We start from the raw sequence: 20482 nt of genomic DNA, 5'->3' as shown, positions 1-20482 counted from the left end.
CTACCGTAACCATGGATTAGCTAATCGAAGAATTCATCGAGAAAGGAGGTTCCTATGAACTTAGGAGAATATGCTTTGCCAATAGCAATATTATTGTGTGGGTTCATATTACTAGCAGAATCAGTTCGGAATCAAAAAAGGTTTCAGATCGATTTATTGTTTGGCGTTAGCATTATTTACGCAATCTGTTTTGGCATAGTGCCAATTTTTATTTTCTCAGTCGATCTAACCTATTATTCTGATATGCACTGGATTAGACGTATACCGCTTAACGATACGGGGTATTTGCTTGCGTCAATTACCAGCTTTTTCGGTTATGCTGCAATCATAACTGGCTATTATACAGCCAAAAAAGTTAGAATCACAAAAAAGAGTCAAACACAAACCGCCAAGGATTCAAAAGAAAAATCTGAAACCAGTTCTTTTTTTCCTGAAAAAAAAGTTGCTGTTATTGCGATGTTTCTGTTTATTCTTGGAACGCTCTCCTTACTTATTTATGTGAATTCAATAGGTGGGATAAAAACTGCTCTGGAAACAGCGACACTATATAGAAGTGGAAGGGGACCTGTCTCTTCACGATGGCTTTTTCTGAAAAACCTTGCACCAGTAGTGATGATTGCTTCGTATATTTTTTATGTATTGATGTATGAGAAAAGAAAGAAACGCAAGTATTATACCATGATGTTTGGTCTGTCATTCGTAATTTCATTGTATTTGTTAATGCTCTTATCTGGAAGGTTGTCTATGGTAAGGTATATAGTGATTTTCCCACTTTTTGGTGTTTTATATAAAAATCGAGGGCAGGGTAAGTTTATTATTTTCAGCACTGTGGTTGCATTAGCCATTATTATATTTGGTAATCCACTCTTCCGTGCGTTTAGTAATCCAAACCAGTTTTTTTATTACCTGCAGTCATGGGAAATAAATATTGGTGAAATATCACGTTTGGTGTTGATGGAGTTTTCATTTCCTTATATCAATCTAGTAAATTTATTAACAGTGGGTAGAGAAGTTTCTTTTAGATTTTTCTCCGATATTTTTATTGGTACTGCCACCCTATTGCCTCAAAGCCTTTTAGGCATTCAATTGCCAGACACTTTGTCAAGAGTTAACACAAATTACTTTGGAACTTTTGGCACCATACCTGTTGACTTATTATCATTCGGATATTACAGTCTCAGTTTACCAGGAGTTATTATTGTGACATTTACATTTGGTGTTATCATTCGTATTTTTGATTCTATCTTTCCACCTCAGAAAACTGCTTTGGAATCAATTCTCAGAGCAGCTTGGATTGTTTTTCTTTCCTTTAGGGTGATGTATGGAGACATAAGCTTAGTTATGCAAGGTGGGTTTGAGTTGTTTGTAGGGACAATACTAATTGTAATGATCAGAAAAAAATATCAAGAAAAGAATATTCTTAATGCTTAATGCAGATATTTAAGATCCACTTAAAAAAATTGATATTATTGGCATTAGGAAGCAGATACATACTCAAAGATGATAGGGTTGTGTTTCAATTCAAGCAAAGAAATCGGAGGTATAACAAAAATGAAAATATTAGTCACTGGTGCGGCCGGTTTCATTGGCTTTCACCTATCAAAAAAATTACTAGATCAATCCTATCAAGTAATTGGGATTGACAGCTTGAACGACTATTATGATCCAAGTCTTAAGCAGTCAAGACTTGATATCTTACGAAAGTGCAACAACTTTAATTTTCATAAGGTAGATCTCAAAGACAAAGCTGAAGTAGATAATATCTTCGAAACCTACCAACCTACACATGTCATAAATTTAGCAGCTCAAGCAGGAGTGCGGTACTCTATTGAGAATCCCTATGCTTATGTGGATTCGAACTTAACTGGCTTTATGAATATCTTAGAGGCATGTAGAAACTACCCAGTTGAGCATTTACTTTATGCTTCATCCAGCTCGGTATATGGCGGCAACAAAGTGGTGCCTTTCTCCACGAATCATAATGTAGATCATCCTGTTTCACTTTATGCTGCAACTAAAAAATCAAATGAATTAATGGCGCACACTTATAGCCATCTTTATGGTATCCCAACTACAGGTCTTAGATTTTTCACTGTTTATGGCCCGTGGGGACGACCGGATATGGCCTATTTCTCCTTTACAAAAGACATTCTGAAAGGAACACCGATCAAAGTCTTTAATCACGGGAAAATGGAGAGAGACTTTACTTATATTGATGACATCGTCGAAGGTATTGTCAAGCTCATTGATAAGGTTCCTACTGCTAACAAAGAGTGGGATGAAAGCAAGGACGATTTAAGCACAAGCTTTGCGCCTTACAAGATATACAATATTGGCAATAACAACCCAGTGCAACTCATGAGATTTATCAACGCATTAGAATCTGCTCTAGGTAGAGAAGCTGAGAAAGTCTATGTGGATATGCAGCCAGGGGATGTTCATAGAACCTATGCTGATGTATCTGACCTTGAAAGAGACATTAATTTCAAGCCGAGTATAAGCATTGAAGATGGACTTGCTAAGTTTGTGGATTGGTACAAAGAGTATTATAAAGTCGGTGAGTAAGAGTTGAGTTGAAATTTATTGAGAGATTATTAGGGGACTCAGTAAATAAACAAATGTATGTCGTTTTTGAATATGGGGGAGGGGAAACTTAAAATGAAAATAACAATCGCTGGAACGGGCTATGTTGGTCTGTCTAATGCTATATTGCTGGCCCAACATAATGAAGTGACGGCTCTTGATATTATCCAAAGTAAAGTAGATATGATTAACAACAAGAAGTCTCCGATTATTGATGCTGAGATTGAAGAGTATTTAGCTACTAAGGATTTGGATCTGAGGGCAACCACAGATAATTACATAGCCTATAAAGATGCTGAATATGTCATTATTTCAACACCAACCAATTATGATCCTGAGAAGAACTACTTTAATACACGAACGGTTGAAGCTGTTATTGCCAATGTTTTAGCCATTAATCCGGATGCGGTTATGGTTATAAAATCAACGGTACCGGTTGGGTATACTGAATCTATTAAAGAGAAGTTTGAAACTGATAATATTATCTTCTCGCCAGAATTCTTAAGAGAAGGCAGCGCCCTTTATGATAATCTCCATCCTTCGAGAATAGTAGTAGGAGAGCAGTCCCAGAGGGCTAAAATTTTTGCGGACCTTTTGGCCCAGGGGGCGCTGAAAGAAAATATTCCTGTGTTGTTTACCAATCCAACAGAAGCGGAAGCAATTAAACTGTTCGCTAATACCTTCTTGGCGCTTAGGGTTGCGTTCTTTAATGAATTAGATTCCTACGCTGAAGTAAGAGGACTTAATACGCAGCAGATTATTGAGGGCGTTGGCCTGGACCCAAGAATAGGAAATCATTATAACAATCCTTCGTTCGGTTACGGTGGGTATTGCTTGCCGAAAGATACGAAGCAGCTATTAGCAAACTATGCTGATGTTCCTCAAAATATCATGTCTGCCATCGTAGATGCGAACAGAACGAGAAAAGACCATATCGCTGATATGATCATTAGTAGAAATCCTAAAATTGTCGGCATCTATAGGCTTACCATGAAAATGGATTCGGATAATTTCCGTCAATCGGCTATTCAAGGTGTCATGAAACGAATTAAAGCTAAAGGCATCGAAGTGGTGGTATTTGAGCCAGCCTTGAAAGAGGATGACTTCTATAAGTCAAGGGTGATAAGAGACTTTGAAGAGTTTAAAAGAATATCAGATGTTATCGTGGCAAATCGTCTATCGGATGAAATAAAAGATGTGGTGGAAAAGGTATATACTAGAGACTTGTTTAGCAGAGACTAACATTTTTTGTTAAAGGGCGGTGCACCATGAATGAGAATGATTTCAAAATTAGTTTAGGCAAAGTATTGGAAAGAGAATATTTAAAAAAGGAAGCTTCACTAGGAATAGATTTTATAGATGTTTATACTGCCTTACCGGATTGCAATTTATCTATTGAATATACTGGCATTTTTACCAGAAGAGAGTGGAATACGTACAGAGCTGTTTTGCACTTGCAGTGCAGACTGGATAAGATTGACGTTTTTGAAAAATACTCAGATAAAATTCAAGAGGTAGCAAGTTCGTTATTCGGGAAACAAGATGAGTATTACCTAACAGATATTGTCATTGCTCCAATGGTTGAAAAGTACGAAACCTTTGATTTTAGTGAGATAGGAATAAATGAAACATTAAGGAAAGCAATAGCAGACGCTGAAACTTTTATGGCCCAAGGAAACTATAGCTCCTGTATAGATCGGGTACATACCTCAATACATGGTTATTTAAGAAAAAGACTAGATGATATGAGCGTGCCTTATGAAGAATCAGATATGTTGCCCAAGTTGTTTAACTTGCTTTATAAGGAATGGGAGCAGTTAAATAATTCAGAAATTGACAACATGATTCTTAAATCATTAAGAAGTGCTTCAGCTACTCTTGATGCCCTTAATGATATTAGGAACCGACATTCATTAGCACATCCTAATGAAGAAATTATCGAAGAGCATGAAGCGAAACTAATGCTTGGTCTGGCAGAAAGTATTATGAATTATGCGTGCAAGAGAAATATTTGCTGATTGGATGTAAAAATTCGCAATATTCCAAAATAATATTAGAGAACTTCTACCCGCTAAGCTGAGTTAAATCAGCCTGGCGGGTATTTTTTTGCCCTCAACACAAACATACATTCGATTAATTTAACGCTAACGGTGTTTGATGGTAAGCGCTTAATAAGATAGTGGATAGAAAAAAAGCAAAAACCAGTGTAAACTAAGTTTTTGCCCTCGTTTCTTCTATTTGCAGTTTTCCTGAACCTCCTGGCTCCAAGGGAGACAGTCTTCCAGAAACTCTGGATGCTGCCTAAATAATACGCCAGGAAGTTGGCTAAAGATGAAATGCAGATACTTGTATGGGTTCAGGCCATTGGCCTTGGCACTTTCAATGATGCTGTAAACGGCTGCGCTAGCTGTAGCACCCTTTGGGCTTCCGCTAAAGAGCCAGTTCTTTCGTCCAATTGTAAAGGGACGGATACTGTTTTCTGCAAGATTGTTGGAAATGGAGCAGTTGCCGTCTTTAAGATAATTGATGAGCTCTTCCTTATTGTTCAGAGCATAGTGCAAGGCTTCGCTTAATTTGGACTTTGGGAGAACCTTGTCTTTGTTGGAATGAATCCATGCCCAAAAAGCATCCAAAACAGGTTTTTCCTGCTTCACACGCTCTAATCTGCGATCTTCACTTGAAAGCTCTTCGAGAGCCTTTTCAATCTCAAAAAGCTTGTTGCAGAAGGCAATGCCTTCGCTTGCAAGGGTGGCTTCCGGGCGATGAATGTCTTTCGGAAGCGCATCCACGAACTTCCGCCGGACATGCGCCCAACAGAGGCATCTTGTAACTTCAGGAATCTTCTTGTAGCCGACATAAGCATCGGAGTGAAGATAACCTTTGAAGTCTTTGAGGAACTCCTGCGGGTATTTGCCACTCCTTCCCGGCTGATACTCGAAGAGCCGGATGGCGTGTTCGGCATGCTTGCCGGAGCTGTACACCCACATGTAAGAATCGGTTGTATTCTTACGTCCCTTTTCATTCATTACCTGCACAGTGGTTTCATCAACGTGCAAGTAATGTTCATCCAACAGCTTCTTGCGCATCAGCTCTACCAAGGGCAACAGCCAGTCACGGGAGGCAACCATAATCCAGTTGGCCATCGTCGCACGGCTTAAGCTAACCCCTAACGACTGCCATTCCTTTTCCTGCCGGTAAAGGGGAAGGGCGTTGACGAATTTCTGATGCATGACCCAGGCGACTGTGGATGGAGATGCCATGGAGTGCTGGATCACAGGATCGGGCATCGGAGATTTCTCCATGTAGGGTTTCCCATCCTTACGACAGGTACGACACTCAAAGGTTTCACGGTAGTAATCGATCACCCTGACTTTGGCAGGAATGAACTCAATTTCGGTACGGACGAATTCTTCACCGACAGATACAAGGGTGGTGTCGCATTCTTCACAGAAGCGATCCATTTCAACTAGCGTACAGAGACGTTTGTCCCGCGGAAGATCCTTTAGTAATTCCGCCCGTTGGCCGGGAAACTTCTTTCTGCGATATCCCTGTACTTCCTTGAGATCAGGCTCTGGAGCCTTTGGATCAGCCGTAATTTCTGCTTCATCAAAAAGAGACATCTGTCCCATAGGTAGAGACGATGTCTTCTCAGAGCTTTTTCCGAAAAGTTTACGTGTCAAATGATCGACTGTATCATGGAGCTTTTTGTTTTCCTGCTCCAGTTCGGATATACGGTTCTCTAACTTTTTTAACTGCTCGGATGCGCTCATAAATGATGGTTTCCTTTGGTGTTTTTGCTATATTTAGTATAACATAAAAACCTCCAAAAAGCCAGTATTTATGGGCATTGTCGGCACTTTTTATAGCTAAATTCCACACTCTAATTTTAGCTTTTTAACAGCCTTGGGTTGGTCAATGGACAGTCCCTCCAGGAGCCATCTGAACTCCTGATTGGTGATGGTGCGAACATCTTCGGCACTCATCGGCCATTGGAATTTCCCGTTTTCTAATCGCTTGTACAGGAGCACGAATCCATCTTCTTCCCAGTAAAGCGCTTTTAGTCGGTCACGGCGCCGGCCGCAGAAGAGAAACACGCTATTCTGAAAGGGATTTAGCTGAAAGTTCTGCTGGACAATAGCAGCTAACCCATCAATGGCTTTTCTCATGTCGGTATATCCACAAGCAATGTAGACCTTTTCAGCCTTTGAGATATCACCGAACATTCTGAAGTGCCCTTAGAGTGTTTTCGATCAACTTCTCCGAGGCATTGTTGCGGAGCTCCAAAGTTACTGAACCAAAACGCAGGATAATTTGTGCAGACGACTCTGGACCTGGCCCGGCTGCATTTGCCGGAATATTTACGGGTACAATTGAGCTGTTTTCCTCGAGAGATGGGAGGCTTTCGCAGGCCGCCTCACGTACTTTCCGCAACCAATAGTAGTAAGTTTTTTGATTGATACCATTATCGGCACACCATGATTTGACTGTTTGCCCGCTGCTACGACATTCCCGGATAATTTGAGTCCATTGATTCAGCCGGTATTTTTTAGCAACTTCCCTAGTGTTCAATACTAGACCTCCTTTGGAGTTTTTCGACCAGGTCGAAAAACTCTAAAAACTCTAATTTAAGGAATTGTCTCATAGAATTAGGGGAGTTGCCATACACCGACTTATTGGACGCTTACGTTTGGATGGAGAATTTGGTTTCTATTATTAGATTTATTATTCAGTAACATCGTGATCATTCTTCTGGGCCGCACCTCCGGAGCGGATCCACTCATCTACTTCAGAAATCTTAAACTTCCATAGACGTCCGACTTTATGTGCAGGCATGTTACGATTATTGATCCACTGCAGCACTGTTTCACGGCTAACACCAAGGTAGTCGATGATAATATCCATTGAAGACCATTTTTCAATATTTTGATCTTTATTCATTTCTAAAGCCTCCATTTAATAAGCGTAGCCGTTCTATTTTGTGTTCCACGAACGTCCAAACAGCTCATTCCCATCATCCGTTAAGTGCAAAACCATGGATTGCTCTAACAATATCTGTGTTCGTTCAGGATACGATCCTTTTTTATCGAGAGCAATAAATACTTGCTTGGAGCTCTGATTATATAGTTCCATTATTTTTTCCAGGGGTTCATCACCTATTTGCTTCAATATAACTGAGTCGTGAACCAATGCAGGTAATACTGTTAATTGCATAACTGACAAATCAAATACCACCAACCCTTTATATGAGGTGCCGGTGCCAGTGTCGTCAGGGGTGAGGAAGGTATAGCTGTTCGGTTTCTTTATTGTCAATACAGGCGGTTTCTTTTCACCACTATAAACATAATCGTTAATCCTATCCATCTTAACATTGATCATACTTTGTAAAAAACCGATTTGCTCTTCCATTAGGGCATTCAGCCGATCTTCCATGCTTTTTGCGATTTCTTTTAGTTCTTCCTTTTTAATATACGCTTCGTTTTCTTTTTCAAGGATCCTTATTTCTCCCTTTTTTGCCGAGTAATCCTCCAAAATAGAGCGAGAAATTTTAGGCGTTAAGCCCGATGATTTAATTTCTTGTTCTAGATCAGCGATTTCTTCCGCTGCAAGAGAGATTAAGCTGGCAAGACGTTGTTTTGCTTCTTCAAACTCTGAATTAAGCACTGTTGCCAATTGATGGTGAAACTGTTCAATATCCTCGATTCTCTTCAGGTTAGTGCCAGGGAAAAAGCGAAGTAATTCCTGAAAATTGCTTTCCAACCTTGGGTTATCAAATTGCAAATCATTTTCTATAGCGCGAAGCTGTGATGTTAATCGGCTTCTTTGGCGTTTAGCGTTTGTAAGTTTTTGTTTGAGGTCTGCAATGACCTGTGCCTGCTCCGAATCAAGCCCCATTATTTGATCCCCGCTGACTTCTTGTATCACAGCGAGTTCTGCTTTCAGTTCCGATATACGTCTTTCATTCTGCATAAGCTCCCGCTTGTTGATTTTAGGAATAAAGTGAAATACTTGTGCCTTATTGTAGGCATCTTTTTCATTTTTTCTCTTCTTATAGGCCTTCTCTAATGAATCTACAGAAGCGTACTTATCAAAAAGCTTCATCAGTGATGTAATAGCGGCTTTATCCGTTTCCTGTTTAGCGTTATGTAGCGGTTTTTTTTCGTCCAGGTTTTCCCGGCCATAGATGCGAAAATGACGACCGACAATACCCCGAAAGCTAATCAATGGAAGATCAATTTCATAATGCTCAAGCAAAAAGTTTCTAAAATCATCAATTTTCATTTCTGACATGGGATTATAGTCTGCATCGCATCGATATACAAAAGTGTGGTTGATTGTTTCCCGAGAGAAGAAGTATCTTTCTCCATTAAATTCGAAGGCAAACTGGATGATATGGGCACCCACCTGAGTTTGAACATCAGTTGATTTCAGGACATAGTCATCGCCGCCAAAGGCAAAATCCACAATCATTAAAAAGGTTGATTTGCCAATGGAGTTGCTCCCGGTTTCGCTCCCTAGCACAGTATTAAGCCCAGGATGCAACTCAATGGGCGGGCGTTTTTTTCCGTAACTAATGAATTCATCGCATCTAATTTCTACTAACATAATGTAACAACCTCGTTTCTGCGTTGTATTCGATTTGGCCTAAAGCGTAAAGGCAGTCAAGTATCTCTAAAAAATCACCGACGTCGCCAGTGCTTTCATTAACAGTATTGTAAAGCTCTAAAACCGTCATTTCTCCTTGTTCCAATACACTTAATACTACTGAAAATTTAGAGATAACACTTTCATTGAAACGATTGATTTTATTGGGAAAGCGCATGGAACACCTCACAACTCTGCACAAAGAAAGCGACTACAATTTCGCAAGCCGGGACGCTTTGTGCTTTTGTATTATTTTTGAACCAATCAACTAATTTATCAAAAATTTCATCCTGTGAAAGACCATCTGCATGAAGCTTTCTATAGGTGCGCCGAACATCAGCGGCCACATCTTCGAAGTTTAGTTTGTCTTCTTGTTCCAACTGAGAAAAAACAGATTTTATGAAGTTGTAGTAATGCACAACGTAGCTTTCCATTTTAATAATCAAAGGAACATTGCTGGCAGGAACTTTCTCTTTCACCCTTACAGCAGTGAGGTTCAGCGGATCTGAAAGTTGATCCTGTGAAACATTTGCAATCTGGCGAATGATCGCTTCTATCTGTTCTTCCAAATACATTTTATCTAAAGTTTCATATGCAGCAAAATTCCGATGTAACCTTTCTTTTATATCCATCATCTGCTCACATTCATCTCTTGTAGTATTTGAAGTATATCGATTAGAGCAGTCAAGACAAAGAGCAATCTTGTTGTTGAAGGCTTCACTGATAGCAGGCAAATCCAGCAAGTCTTCAAAATCAGCTATTTGTTCTTCGGTAGGAGATGGTGGAATGATGGGGGTAATCACATACCCACCAAGGCTGCTATTATTTTTATCACTGACGAGGGTTTGTCCGCAAGAAGGACATAAGCTGTTTGCTTCCATCAGCAAATAAAGGTCGGATGATGGAATTGCATTGTAAGGCTTTGAAGGGGCGGGAAAAGGCTGGATGACTGGACTAATAGAGGTAACAGTGGCAGCAAGATTTTCAATTATTGACGAAAAGATATCCGAGCATTTGCTCGGTACTTTATGGTCGGTAACATTAAATCCATGGGTTCGCAGAACCTTGCCTAATAAGGAAATGGAGTCAACGGACAGATTGCTGATATACTCTTCAAATTTCACTTTATCTAGATGCCCGGAAATTCTTCCAGCAAGCTTCCAGAATTTCCTAAAAGGGGTCAGTCCCTCACCGCTTTAAAGCGTTAAAGTAGTGAGGGTTTTCGTTTTGTTAGTCCGATAATGTACGTTATGTAAGACGTGATATTTGAAATATTTACCATGCACTCCCCAGTTATGCCTTTTCTTTTTACTCGGAGATTAAAATAGCTATCAATTGAAAAATATTTATTTATTTTTTATCTTGCAATCGAACATAGGTTCTGGTATATTTGTGGTAAGCCGCAGTGTAAGGATGAAGTTTTTTCCTAATCTTTGTGATAATATTCACTTAATCCGCCGTGCCATAATTAAGGGTATTAAAGGAGGTTGGCGAGATGCCAAGAAGGCCTCGGTTATGGTATCCTGGAGCAGCATATCACATTATGTGCAGGGGGAATCATCGGCAAGAAATATTCCGGGATGATGAGGACCGACAGGTGTATCTACGGTATTTGTTGGAGGCCAAGAATCTGTACCGTTGTATTTTACTGACGTATTGTTTGATGACCAATCATGTTCATTTACAGATTGAGACAACAGATATTGCTATCTGGGAAATAATGAAAAGGCTCAACATGAGATACGCTATTTATTTTAACCTGAAGTATAACTTTGTGGGGCATTTGTTTCAGGGTAGGTACCGGGCGGAGATAATTGAAAGGGATGCTTATAATTTAGATATCAGTAAGTATATTCACTTAAACCCGGTTAGTGCCAGGATGGTAGAGATGCCACTGCAGTATCCCTGGAGCAGTTACCAGAATTATCTTGGGATCAAAGAGGACGAGCTGGTTTCTCCGGAAAAGATCTTGGGGTATTTTAGGGGCAATGCTTCGCTGGAGTACCAGAAATATGTTGAGCAGCAACTTAAGGTGGTGTGATTGTATGGCTGCGATTGTGAAAAGTTTTGCAATATCCGGTGTGGACGGGTATCTGGTTGAAGTGGAGACTGATACCATTTATGGTAAGCCCAGTACTACCATAGTGGGGTTGGGGGATACGGCGGTTAAGGAAGCCAGGGAAAGGCTGCAGGCTTCTCTGAATTGTCCGGAGTTTCAGTTTCCTAAGATGAAGGTGGTTATTAATCTGGCTCCCAGTGATATTAAGAAAAGCGGCTCCCACTTTGATTTGGCCATGGCCATAAGTTTGTTAATGCATTCGGAGCAGCTTGAGACTGAACAGATTGAGACGTTTGGTTTTATCGGGGAGCTGTCACTTAATTCCTATTTGCGACCCTGTTCGGGAGTGCTGCCGATGGTCATTGCCGCCAGGGATGCAGGCGTGGAAAATATTGTGGTACCCAAAGGAAACATTCGGGAAGCGTCTCTGGTGACGGGGATTAATGTTTACGGGTTTGAGACGCTGCAGGAGGTGTGCTCATTTCTCAGCGGGGAGACTACTTATGAAGCCCAGGAGAGCTGCGTGGAAAGTTATGAGGAAGCAGCTTTGCTGGACTTTGACGAGGTGCAGGGGCAGGATGCGATTATTGAGTACATAGTTGTGGCTGCGGCCGGTGGGCATAATGCGCTGATGATTGGTGCACCGGGGTGCGGCAAGTCAATGATAGCAAAGCGAATCCCGACTATCCTTCCTGATTTAAGTGAAGCCGAGGCGCTGGAGACAACAAAGATTTACAGTGTGGCGGGGTTGTTAAAGAACAGGGGGCGGTTAATTGAAAGCCGGCCGTTTAGGGCTCCGCACCATAATGCCTCGATTAATTCATTAATTGGGGGAGGTAATAATGCTGCTCCGGGTGAAATATCCTTGGCTCACAATGGAGTACTGTTTTTGGATGAAATCGCTGAGTTTAACAAAAAGGCTTTAGATAGTCTGCGACAGCCCATGGAGGATAAGAAGGTAACGGTGGCCAGGGTGAAGTTTAATAATACTTATCCGTGTAACTTTATGTTGGTGGCGGCCATGAATCCCTGTCCCTGCGGCTACTACGGACAGGAAAAGTGCCGCTGCAGTGATTATGAAGTGTTAAAGTACAGGCAGAGAATTTCAGGGCCTATTATTGACAGGATAGATATCCAAAAATATGTTCAGCCGGTACCATTTATGGAGCTATCTTCATTTACCCGGGGCAGTAGTTCCGTAGAGCTGCGTGAGCAGGTGGAAGCGGCCAGGAGTTTTCAGAGGCAGAGGTTTGCCGGTATAGATGATGTTCACTGTAATGCACAGATGACTCCGGCGCTGGTCAAAGAGTACTGTAGGTTGGAGCCGGAGGGAGAAAAAGTGTTAAAGCTGGCTTTTGAAAGATTTGAGTACAGTGCCCGTTCTTTTCACAAGTTTCTAAAAGTAGCCCGCACTTTTGCGGATATGGAAGAGTCGGCGCGTATACGCAGAAAAGATATTGCCGCAGCTTTAATGGCACGGGATTTGGAAAAAGAACAGCTGGAAATGTTGGTTGTTTAAATGGATGAGAACGCAAAGTTTTGGATCTGGATGAGTGAGATAAAGGGGCTGGGAAGTGTAACCTGCAGAAAGCTGCTGCAGGTTTTTCAGACTCCGGAGGAAATCTACCGTGCTGCAAAGGGAGACCTTCTGTCTGTTGCGGGTATAGGGGAAAAGACGGCTGAGATTATTTTGGGCAGCAGGTCGCTTAGCCCGGCAGAGAGAATATTGGAGAAAATGGCCAGGCTGGAGATTAAGCTGTTAACCATCGAAGATGTTTGCTATCCGGGTGAGGCGGCAAATTTGGCTGATGCCCCACCGGTGTTATATTATAGGGGAGAATTGCGAGAAGACAGTTCGGGGGTAGCCGTAATCGGTGCGAGAAGGTGTACTGCTTACGGCAAAAAGGTAGCAAAGGAAGCGGCAGAATTTCTGGCAAAAAATGAAGTGCCGGTGATCAGCGGGATGGCAAAGGGAATTGACGGTTATGCACATACAGCCTGTATTAATGCTAAAGGTTATACTCTGGCGTTTCTCGGCCATGGCCTTGATTTGTGCTATCCCCCGGAGCATTTGGAACTGATGGAGGCCATTGTTGAGAATGGGGCGGTAATCTCGGAGTATCCGCCTGGTACCCCGGCAAAACAGGTGTATTTTCCTCGCAGGAATTACTTACTTAGTGCATGGTCCCATAAACTCTTGGTGGTGGAGGCCGGTTATAACAGTGGGGCGTTGATTACAGCCAAGGTGGCCCGCGAGCAGGGAAAAGAAGTGCTGGCTGTGCCTAATGGCATCTATAACAGGGAGAGTTACGGGACAAACAGACTAATAGCTGATGGTGCAAAGATTTTTATAAAGCCGGATCAGTTATTAGAGATGCCAAGAGAAAATGTATCTGTAGATAGGTCAGTTAAACAAAAGAGGAAAAGCAAGGTAGTTGCAGAGATAGTGTCTGTGGTTGAGGATTCTGCTTATGAGAGGCAGATAATCGAACTTATTGGCAGTGAGGAAGTAAGTATTGAGAAACTGGCACTGTCTTTTACAGAAAACAGGAAGAGCTTTCTGGAGGCCTTATCTGTAATGGAATTGGAAGGTAAAGTTAAAAGAATGCCCGGAGGAATGTATAGGAGCTGTTAACAGGAATTCATTGTTTGTTAACGGGGTGATGTTATGCAAATTAAATATACGAAGTCTGGTGTTAAAAGTATGGTGAGCTTAACCAGAATTCGTTTTGGGGTTAGGGAAGAGCGGCATTAGCTAATAGCGGCAGCGCGTAAACAGCATGACGCAAATGCTTAATAGTAAAAGCGATAAGTAAACCTCTTCGTCTGAGAACTAAGCGTAAAGGATGTACATTAGGGAGGAAATATGTGTAAATTGACGAATGTTATATAATACTAGAATTTTCTGGAGGATGTAATATGCTTAAGCGTCCATTTACACATTTAATTATTACAGTCTGTTTAGCCCTTGCGACTGTTTATTTATATCATTTTGGAGTTTCTTTATATGAACAACAAAAAACAATAAATGAATTAACGGAGTCTGGAATTGAATATATGTCAGAACAGGATTATGGAAAAGCTGCATCTGCTTTTTCACGGGCATTAGCATTGAACCCTAATGATGATTATATTCGGGAACAGTATAATATAGCCTATAATATAGCCAATGAATTAGCTTTATCTAATACATATTTTATATCTGGAATGTATGCTTTGGATGAGGACGAACTAATAGCCGCGTGGGATTGGTTCAATAAAGTTGTACCTCGTGATGATAATTATGAATTAGCTCAACAAAAAATAGAGCAATTAGTTGAAGGTGTAGCTGAAGAGTATTTACAAATAGCTAGAGATCATTTTTCAAATAAGAGCTATATCCAGGCATATAGCTACCTGACAGAATCCATCTCGATTAATCCTGATTTAGTCGCAGCAACAAATCTGTTGCCTAAATACGAACAGAAAAAGGAAGAATTTTTAGAACAAAGAGAAATCGAGCAAGAAAAGCAACTACAAGCCCAAAGAGAAAAACAGGCGCAGAAACAAAAAGAAGAAGAACTAGAACTTATGAGAAGGTATGAAAATGATACAGGTGCTATAAAAGTTGCTGTAACTAATGTAGAAAAAACAGATAGTTTTGATTATTTCACGGCCGCTGAAAATAGTTGGTTTATAAAGATCTACGTTAACACCCGAAACTATGGTACACAAGGAGAACAAATTACACATAGAGACTTCTCTCTCTCAACTCCGGACGGATTTCTTGTTATGCCGATTGAACCAACCGAGATCAGTTACCGTAATTATAAAAATACTAGGTTGCAGCCAGAAACATATTCAGGGGGATGGTTATTGTTCCATATACCCAAAGCAGATAATTATACTTTGTACTTTGATAATAATTCAAGCAGGGCGACTAAAAGGGTGCTATTTTGAAATTAAGAGAACCTTTTTCCCATGTGCCCTTAAATAGAAAAGGAATGGTCTATACAGAGGAAGACTGGGTGGATGAAGAAGCAACCGGTCACAGGGAAGGGGAGGAGTAGTTTTGGGGTAAGCTTTAATCATTTCGCAGGTATTTTGTTACCGCGAGTGTTGTTTTTTAAAGATGGAGAAAAGAGGAAAATCAGGTAAAATGTCGAAGTGAAGAAATGGGAACTGTTAAAGGCAAGCTCGTCGAAAGGCGGGTACGCAAAGCCATGGGTCTAATGCTATTGTAGCGATGACAGCCGGTTGCCAGGACTGTGTAACCTGCTTTCATCGTGAGCAGGTTTTTTGTGTTTATTAGTGCCTGAAATTACAGGCGCCTGTTTGTTTAAAATAACACTTGCTGATGTGCGATAAGCTTTCCGGCAAGAGTTAGTTTGTGTGACAGCAAGTTTCATGATTTTGCTATATAGTTGCTGCCTATACCGGCAGAGGTGACTGAGGCGGAGTTAGAAGGACAGGCAAAAAAAAATGAACGAATGGGTATATATGATTGCCATGGCCATAGCTGTAGCGATGATCCTGGTTGACAGGGAGAGTGGCTGTGGATAGGCGTTGGTTATTACTCTGGGGACAGTTGTTTTGTTTCTGTTTTTTGTTGTCTTTGTACTTAATTCATTCTGAATATTAAACTGCTACATCTTTTTCTTTCAAATATTGCTTTTGGGTGTCCTAACTGCTACTTACCACCGGGTTATTTAATTTTTTATTACGAAAAACAAAAAGCTCCGAGCATGTATTAACATTATTCAGAACTATTGAGACACGCACTTCCGCATTGCAGCGAATGGTGCGTGTTTGTTTTTGGGAACGAGCAGTATGGTTGTGGGAGCTACTTAACAAACGCGGTCTTTAGCGATGGTTAACAGAGCTTGAAAGGAGGGACGTTGTGGTATATATTATTGGAATTATTGTTGGGTTTGTATTATTAGCTGTCCTTATTGAGCTTCTCAAAGAGCTAGTGACTTCAATAATATCAGGGGTTTTTTCGCTACTTGGATTGGTTTTGTTAATCGCTTTAATTGTAGGCGGAATAATGTTATTAATAGCTTTTCCCCCACTTATACTGTTAGCTTTAGCAATAGGATTATTTTACTATCTTCGAGGTAAAGGTATTTCAATATCACTCAATAAGGCATTTAAAGTACTAGGAATTTGTCTTTTGCTATTAGTTGTGCTTGGGGTAATTGGGAGTATGTTATAAGTTTTTGCCCAAAAGATGTGTTGTTTTTTTAGAAAATAATTGAACATGTAAGTTGAGGCTGTGCGTTTTCTGCGACTGACACGATGGAATAAGCGGTAGGGTTTAGCAGAAGATTTTTGTTGAGAAGGGGGCATAGTTTGCGGATTAGCATTTGTACTTAAAAGGTTGCAAAAGGTTTATTTGTAGGTAATTGTTTCGCTTCAGTTTGCAAAGTGTATAGTTAAATTCACCAAAATTAGGAGGGATTTTAGTGAGAGTAGAAACATTAAATAAGTTCGGTTTAACTTACCAACAGACCAAAGCTTTGTTTATGATGCAATATGATTTGACGCATTCAGATATATTACACGAAAAAAATATAGAAAAACAAAAAACAAAACAAGTATGGTTAAATAAATGGAAGGATTCAATTAATACCTTTTTATCACGCTTAGAAGGTGCAGAAGAAAAACCTAATATTTCAACATCCTATATGCTTAAAAAAAATCCACTATTAGATAGGGAGTTAGACGCATTGCGTCAGGAAGCTGGTGCTAATAAATTGCCGCTCTATTTAATGTTGTTGGAAGCAACCTTATTTGAGCCATATTTTCCTCTTGAGGTAGGTCATAACAAGGAAGTTCTGTTGGATCGTTTAAAAGATAAAATGCGTAGAACAAAGGCTGACAAAAAAATTATAAAGGGAAAGCTTTATCATTTTGCAAATATGCTCAGTATCAACGAATCAGATATTGATAGTTTTATAAAATCTTACGATAAAGCTGTAGACGGGTTAACCGGGAAGAAGATGAAAATAGCGGGTGGGGTTATAATTGGCACTGTTATTCTGGTAATAACTGCTGGTTACGGTGCCCCAGCAATAGCAGCTAAGTTTGCACCTGCAGGATTGTATGGTGCTGCAGCAGTCTCATCAGGTATGGCTGCTTTAGGCGGAGGTGCGATTGCTACCGGGGGGTTGGGTATACCAGGCGGCATGGCAGTTATTGTTGGTGGCGGGGCTTTAGTAGGCGCCGGCGTTGGAGCAACTGCAGGTGCAGGCGCTAACGCTATTATGAAAGCTTCTGGTAAATTTGCTCTAACAGAAGCAGCAAAACTTGAAGTTGTAATGAAAGAGATTCTGTTGACGAAACAGAAAGATGTAAGGTTTGTACAAGAATTAATTAGAGAACAGAGAATGGCCATTTCAAACCTTGAGGATGAGCTTTTAAAAATGAAATTGGAAAGAAAGGATCAAAAAGAGGAGATAAAGAACCTAGAGGAGGCCATTTCTTATTTAAAGAAGGCTTTGATAAGAAGTCAAAATTTAATTGAGGGTACACATTAATGAAGAAGGTTATTGATTTTGATAAAGATTTTAAAGAAGATAAAACTAGAATTAACCGTGTCTGCCTCGGAATGGAGGTTTTGAAAGCAGACATAACTCAAGATGCTTGTCACATAGAGAGGCTACAGAGAGAATTAGAGGAATTAGCCAAGGAAGCAGGTATTGATTTGCCAATCAATACAGATAAAAAGACGTTAATAACGGAATGGGACAATCAATTCTATCTAGATGGAGATTGGGTAAATTTAGAGAAAAAAATCAAAAAAGAAGTAATGCTTAATCCTGAATTATTACCTTCTTTAAGTAAAATGGATTGGGCAGTTGTAGGCTTAGCAGGAGTTATCGCAGCAATTTTAGACTTTTTAGTAGTGCGAATACCAAGGGACATGAATTATATGCAACATATACAACAAAAGGGTAGTGGTTTTACAGAACGGTTAAAAAGCCTGGGAGTTAATGATGAAGGAAAGTTGACTCCATTTTTGCAGTGGTGTGAAGATAGGTGCAAAGTGCCATATGATACAGCTGTAATAAAAGAAGCAGGGGTATATCCGCGAAACCATAGGTTGCGGAGCCTAGCGCATGACCCTTTGTTTGGATTGATTTTTGGCATTTTTGATATTTGGAATGGATCGGTTACATATTTTGACAAGCAGGGAAAAATCCATATAACAAATACTATGACTACGGGTGTTGGAGATACGCTATTAGCACCCTTGATTTGGATTGGGCATTTGATTTCCGATGTCTGTACAAAACAGGGGTTACCGATACCAGGGTGGGGATTTCTACAGCTTCTTCAATTCGGTTCATTTGGCTCAAAGGATAGGACAATAGCGCAAATTTCTGAATGGATGTATTTTTATGGTTATGATCTAAGGCACTTTATGACAATGTCAATTGTCCCAGCGAGTGTTGAAATAATAGTAAGGGGATACCACGGGCTCTCATTGTTGCAAGATGAAAATTCTATGTTTAATCCAGTAGAAATGATTGCAGAAAAAGAAATAAAAGTATTAAAAAATAATTTGAAGCTACATAAGATGTTGTGTTTGGCTCATGCTACTGCTGCTACCGGTAATGCTTTGAAAGTATGGGCCTATCAAGGCAATCCTACCGCAATAAATATTACACAATGGATGATGCTTGTTAAGGAGAGTATTAATATGTTAACGGCTGTTACTCGTGATACAACCACTGAGAAGCTTGTCAGAAATAGGGACGTGATTGATATAACCTGGGAAGAACTCCGTAGCATAAAAATTGGCAAGAATCTAGAATAATAGGATAAGATGGTATGCTGTCTTCTGAGGAACTAAATTTAGTTGACAAGGGGGCCATATGAAATCGAGAACCATTCTAGATTTTGTGTTTGATAGTGAGATGATCGGCTATTACGATTCTACTAATACTAGTGACATGATACATTATTTCCATAAAAAACCCGAGCTGTTTATTTATGAATACCTTAAAAGAGGGGATAAAATCCCTTCAGAGTTGGACGAAGAATTTTTCAGTGACAATAATATTGATAGATTATGTCATGCGGCATCTATCTATGTCCTAGGAGTTTTTCTTTATTGTTCAGTTCCAAAACTCAAAAGGATAACAGACAAATATTTAGAGGATAGAGGAATTAATGAGCAATATGATTTTACTAGGTTCTTGTATGACTGGTTTCTCATCGCCTTTTTTCATGATTTTGGTTTTACATTTGTCAGGAAAAAAGAAAAATTAACTTGCAGAGCTTTTGATAGTAAGGATAAATCTACCATTAGGCAAAAAACTTTAGAACTCGCACTAGAAATTATGCAGAAATCAGTGGTCGTTCCAAAACCCATATCTACATCCATAAAAAATTATGATGCCTTTAAAACATGTAATTATGACATATTTGAAGAATTTATAGACCATGGCTTTTTTCGGGTGCTTACTTTTATCATAACAGGTGTCAGGAGTTTGAAAAAATCAAAAAAAGATGCTATGAGGTCAGTGACGGAGTTTACAGAGATGATATTACAGGACTGATATGGTCTGATGATATACTTGAAATACAAGCTGAAATAGCAGGCTCAATAATTGGACACAACATATTTTTTGTAACTCCACAGCAGAAAGAAGCAGGCATATATAACATGTTAAATCTTAAAAACTTAATTATTAAAAACCCAATTTTTACTGCAGAAGAATATCCTATTTATTTCCTTCTTTTATTAGTCGATACAATGGATATTTATAAGTTTTATCAAAAAAAAATATATGATAATCTATCGTCAGAAGAGATTTATAATAATATGCTTACCCAGGTTTCTTTTAAATTTTTTAAAAACAGTTTTAATATTGATTTTAATAATCATGATATTAATCTTAAAATGTATCATTACTTGATCGAGCAAAAATACTGGTTGCCATTTAGAGTAAAAATGCCTAAAAATGGCATTACAATCACTATATAATATATTTGTCAATAAACCTTTCTTAGCCTGCTAACAATTGTTGGTTTACCCTTCCCTCCGTGACTAATGACTGGGGAGACGGAAGCCCTTCGCAAAATAATGATTTGTACAAGTACAATTATCTGATTTGTGAAAAAATTAACTCTGATGAGTAAGGCTTTTTCCCTCTATCTTGTTATTTTTGCCAGGCAAACAGTTGCAGTGCGAACATTTGTTTGGTATAA

The 20482-nt window shown here is 39.7% G+C and carries 20 protein-coding genes and 1 riboswitch; of the genes, 13 read left to right on the top strand and 7 right to left on the bottom strand.

What is annotated here, in order from left to right; all coding sequences use genetic code 11:
* The first annotated feature begins 54 nt into the window (after positions 1–54).
* The 4 genes from DEALDRAFT_RS07945 (at position 55) to DEALDRAFT_RS07930 (ending at position 4601) form a co-directional block, all read left to right on the top strand.
* Complete coding sequence (locus DEALDRAFT_RS07945) at positions 55–1431, top strand: O-antigen polymerase (protein ID WP_008516478.1); 1377 nt, start codon at positions 55–57, stop codon at positions 1429–1431.
* A 120-nt stretch (positions 1432–1551) separates the two neighbouring features.
* Positions 1552–2565, top strand: coding sequence for an NAD-dependent epimerase (locus DEALDRAFT_RS07940; RefSeq protein WP_008516476.1), 1014 nt, complete (start codon positions 1552–1554; stop codon positions 2563–2565).
* Between the two features lie 93 nt (positions 2566–2658).
* On the top strand, positions 2659–3825 hold the full coding sequence (locus DEALDRAFT_RS07935) for a nucleotide sugar dehydrogenase (RefSeq protein ID WP_008516474.1): 1167 nt from the start codon (positions 2659–2661) through the stop codon (positions 3823–3825).
* A 26-nt stretch (positions 3826–3851) separates the two neighbouring features.
* A complete protein-coding gene (locus tag DEALDRAFT_RS07930) occupies positions 3852–4601 on the top strand; it encodes an abortive infection family protein (RefSeq protein ID WP_008516472.1) in 750 nt (249 codons plus the stop codon).
* A gap of 216 nt (positions 4602–4817) precedes the next feature.
* Here the strand turns inward: DEALDRAFT_RS07930 and DEALDRAFT_RS07925 are convergent, their stop codons facing one another.
* The 7 genes from DEALDRAFT_RS07925 to DEALDRAFT_RS16725 form a co-directional block, all read right to left on the bottom strand.
* The gene (locus DEALDRAFT_RS07925; RefSeq protein WP_008516471.1) at positions 4818–6353 is read right to left on the bottom strand and encodes an IS66-like element ISDeal1 family transposase; all 1536 of its coding nucleotides are present in this window, start codon (positions 6351–6353) and stop codon (positions 4818–4820) included.
* A gap of 96 nt (positions 6354–6449) precedes the next feature.
* Positions 6450–6806: an IS66 family insertion sequence element accessory protein TnpB gene (tnpB, locus tag DEALDRAFT_RS07920; RefSeq protein ID WP_008516470.1), complete on the bottom strand. Its 357-nt coding sequence runs from the start codon at positions 6804–6806 to the stop codon at positions 6450–6452.
* Positions 6796–7152, bottom strand: a complete 357-nt coding sequence (gene tnpA, locus DEALDRAFT_RS07915; RefSeq protein WP_008516469.1) for an IS66 family insertion sequence element accessory protein TnpA — start codon at positions 7150–7152, stop codon at positions 6796–6798. Before tnpA ends, tnpB begins: the two co-directional genes overlap by 11 nt.
* 153 nt (positions 7153–7305) lie before the next feature.
* Entirely contained in the window at positions 7306–7521 is a 216-nt protein-coding gene (locus tag DEALDRAFT_RS07910) for a helix-turn-helix domain-containing protein (protein WP_008516468.1), read from the bottom strand.
* Positions 7522–7554: 33 nt separating this feature from the next.
* Positions 7555–9186, bottom strand: coding sequence for a DUF2326 domain-containing protein (locus tag DEALDRAFT_RS07905; protein WP_008516467.1), 1632 nt, complete (start codon positions 9184–9186; stop codon positions 7555–7557).
* Positions 9170–9403, bottom strand: a complete 234-nt coding sequence (locus tag DEALDRAFT_RS17555; protein WP_008516466.1) for an ABC-three component system middle component 7 — start codon at positions 9401–9403, stop codon at positions 9170–9172. The genes DEALDRAFT_RS07905 and DEALDRAFT_RS17555 overlap by 17 nt, the downstream gene beginning before the upstream one ends.
* The gene (locus DEALDRAFT_RS16725) at positions 9387–10349 is read right to left on the bottom strand and encodes an ABC-three component system protein (RefSeq protein WP_008516465.1); all 963 of its coding nucleotides are present in this window, start codon (positions 10347–10349) and stop codon (positions 9387–9389) included. The genes DEALDRAFT_RS17555 and DEALDRAFT_RS16725 overlap by 17 nt, the downstream gene beginning before the upstream one ends.
* A gap of 371 nt (positions 10350–10720) precedes the next feature.
* On the opposite strand from DEALDRAFT_RS16725, the gene DEALDRAFT_RS07890 reads away from it, so the two are divergent.
* The 9 genes from DEALDRAFT_RS07890 to DEALDRAFT_RS07850 all read left to right on the top strand — a co-directional run bounded on the left by DEALDRAFT_RS07890 (position 10721) and on the right by DEALDRAFT_RS07850 (position 20258).
* On the top strand, positions 10721–11266 hold the full coding sequence (locus DEALDRAFT_RS07890; protein WP_008516464.1) for a transposase: 546 nt from the start codon (positions 10721–10723) through the stop codon (positions 11264–11266).
* 4 nt (positions 11267–11270) lie between these two features.
* Positions 11271–12803: a YifB family Mg chelatase-like AAA ATPase gene (locus DEALDRAFT_RS07885; RefSeq protein ID WP_008516462.1), complete on the top strand. Its 1533-nt coding sequence runs from the start codon at positions 11271–11273 to the stop codon at positions 12801–12803.
* Positions 12804–13919 carry a DNA-processing protein DprA gene (dprA, locus tag DEALDRAFT_RS07880; protein WP_040378717.1) on the top strand — a complete coding sequence of 372 codons (1116 nt, stop codon included), beginning with the start codon at positions 12804–12806 and terminating at the stop codon, positions 13917–13919.
* A gap of 284 nt (positions 13920–14203) precedes the next feature.
* Positions 14204–15223, top strand: a complete 1020-nt coding sequence (locus DEALDRAFT_RS07875) for a tetratricopeptide repeat protein (protein WP_008516458.1) — start codon at positions 14204–14206, stop codon at positions 15221–15223.
* A gap of 220 nt (positions 15224–15443) precedes the next feature.
* Positions 15444–15528, top strand: a riboswitch (cyclic di-GMP riboswitch).
* A gap of 635 nt (positions 15529–16163) precedes the next feature.
* On the top strand, positions 16164–16478 hold the full coding sequence (locus tag DEALDRAFT_RS07870) for a hypothetical protein (RefSeq protein ID WP_008516457.1): 315 nt from the start codon (positions 16164–16166) through the stop codon (positions 16476–16478).
* 250 nt (positions 16479–16728) lie between these two features.
* Positions 16729–17802 (top strand): interferon alpha-inducible IFI6/IFI27 family protein, encoded by a 1074-nt coding sequence (locus DEALDRAFT_RS07865; protein WP_008516456.1) that lies wholly within the window; start codon positions 16729–16731, stop codon positions 17800–17802.
* Positions 17802–19085 (top strand): hypothetical protein, encoded by a 1284-nt coding sequence (locus DEALDRAFT_RS07860; protein ID WP_008516455.1) that lies wholly within the window; start codon positions 17802–17804, stop codon positions 19083–19085. The genes DEALDRAFT_RS07865 and DEALDRAFT_RS07860 overlap by 1 nt, the downstream gene beginning before the upstream one ends.
* Positions 19086–19143: 58 nt before the next feature.
* A complete protein-coding gene (locus DEALDRAFT_RS07855; RefSeq protein WP_008516454.1) occupies positions 19144–19830 on the top strand; it encodes a hypothetical protein in 687 nt (228 codons plus the stop codon).
* Between the two features lie 107 nt (positions 19831–19937).
* Positions 19938–20258: a hypothetical protein gene (locus DEALDRAFT_RS07850; RefSeq protein ID WP_008516453.1), complete on the top strand. Its 321-nt coding sequence runs from the start codon at positions 19938–19940 to the stop codon at positions 20256–20258.
* The last annotated feature ends 224 nt before the right edge of the window (positions 20259–20482 follow it).

The sequence above is a fragment of the Dethiobacter alkaliphilus AHT 1 genome, assembly GCF_000174415.1.
GTDB lineage: Bacteria > Bacillota > Dethiobacteria > Dethiobacterales > Dethiobacteraceae > Dethiobacter > Dethiobacter alkaliphilus.
Note: the sequence above shows the minus strand (reverse complement) of the source record. Positions and strands in the feature narration are given on the sequence as shown.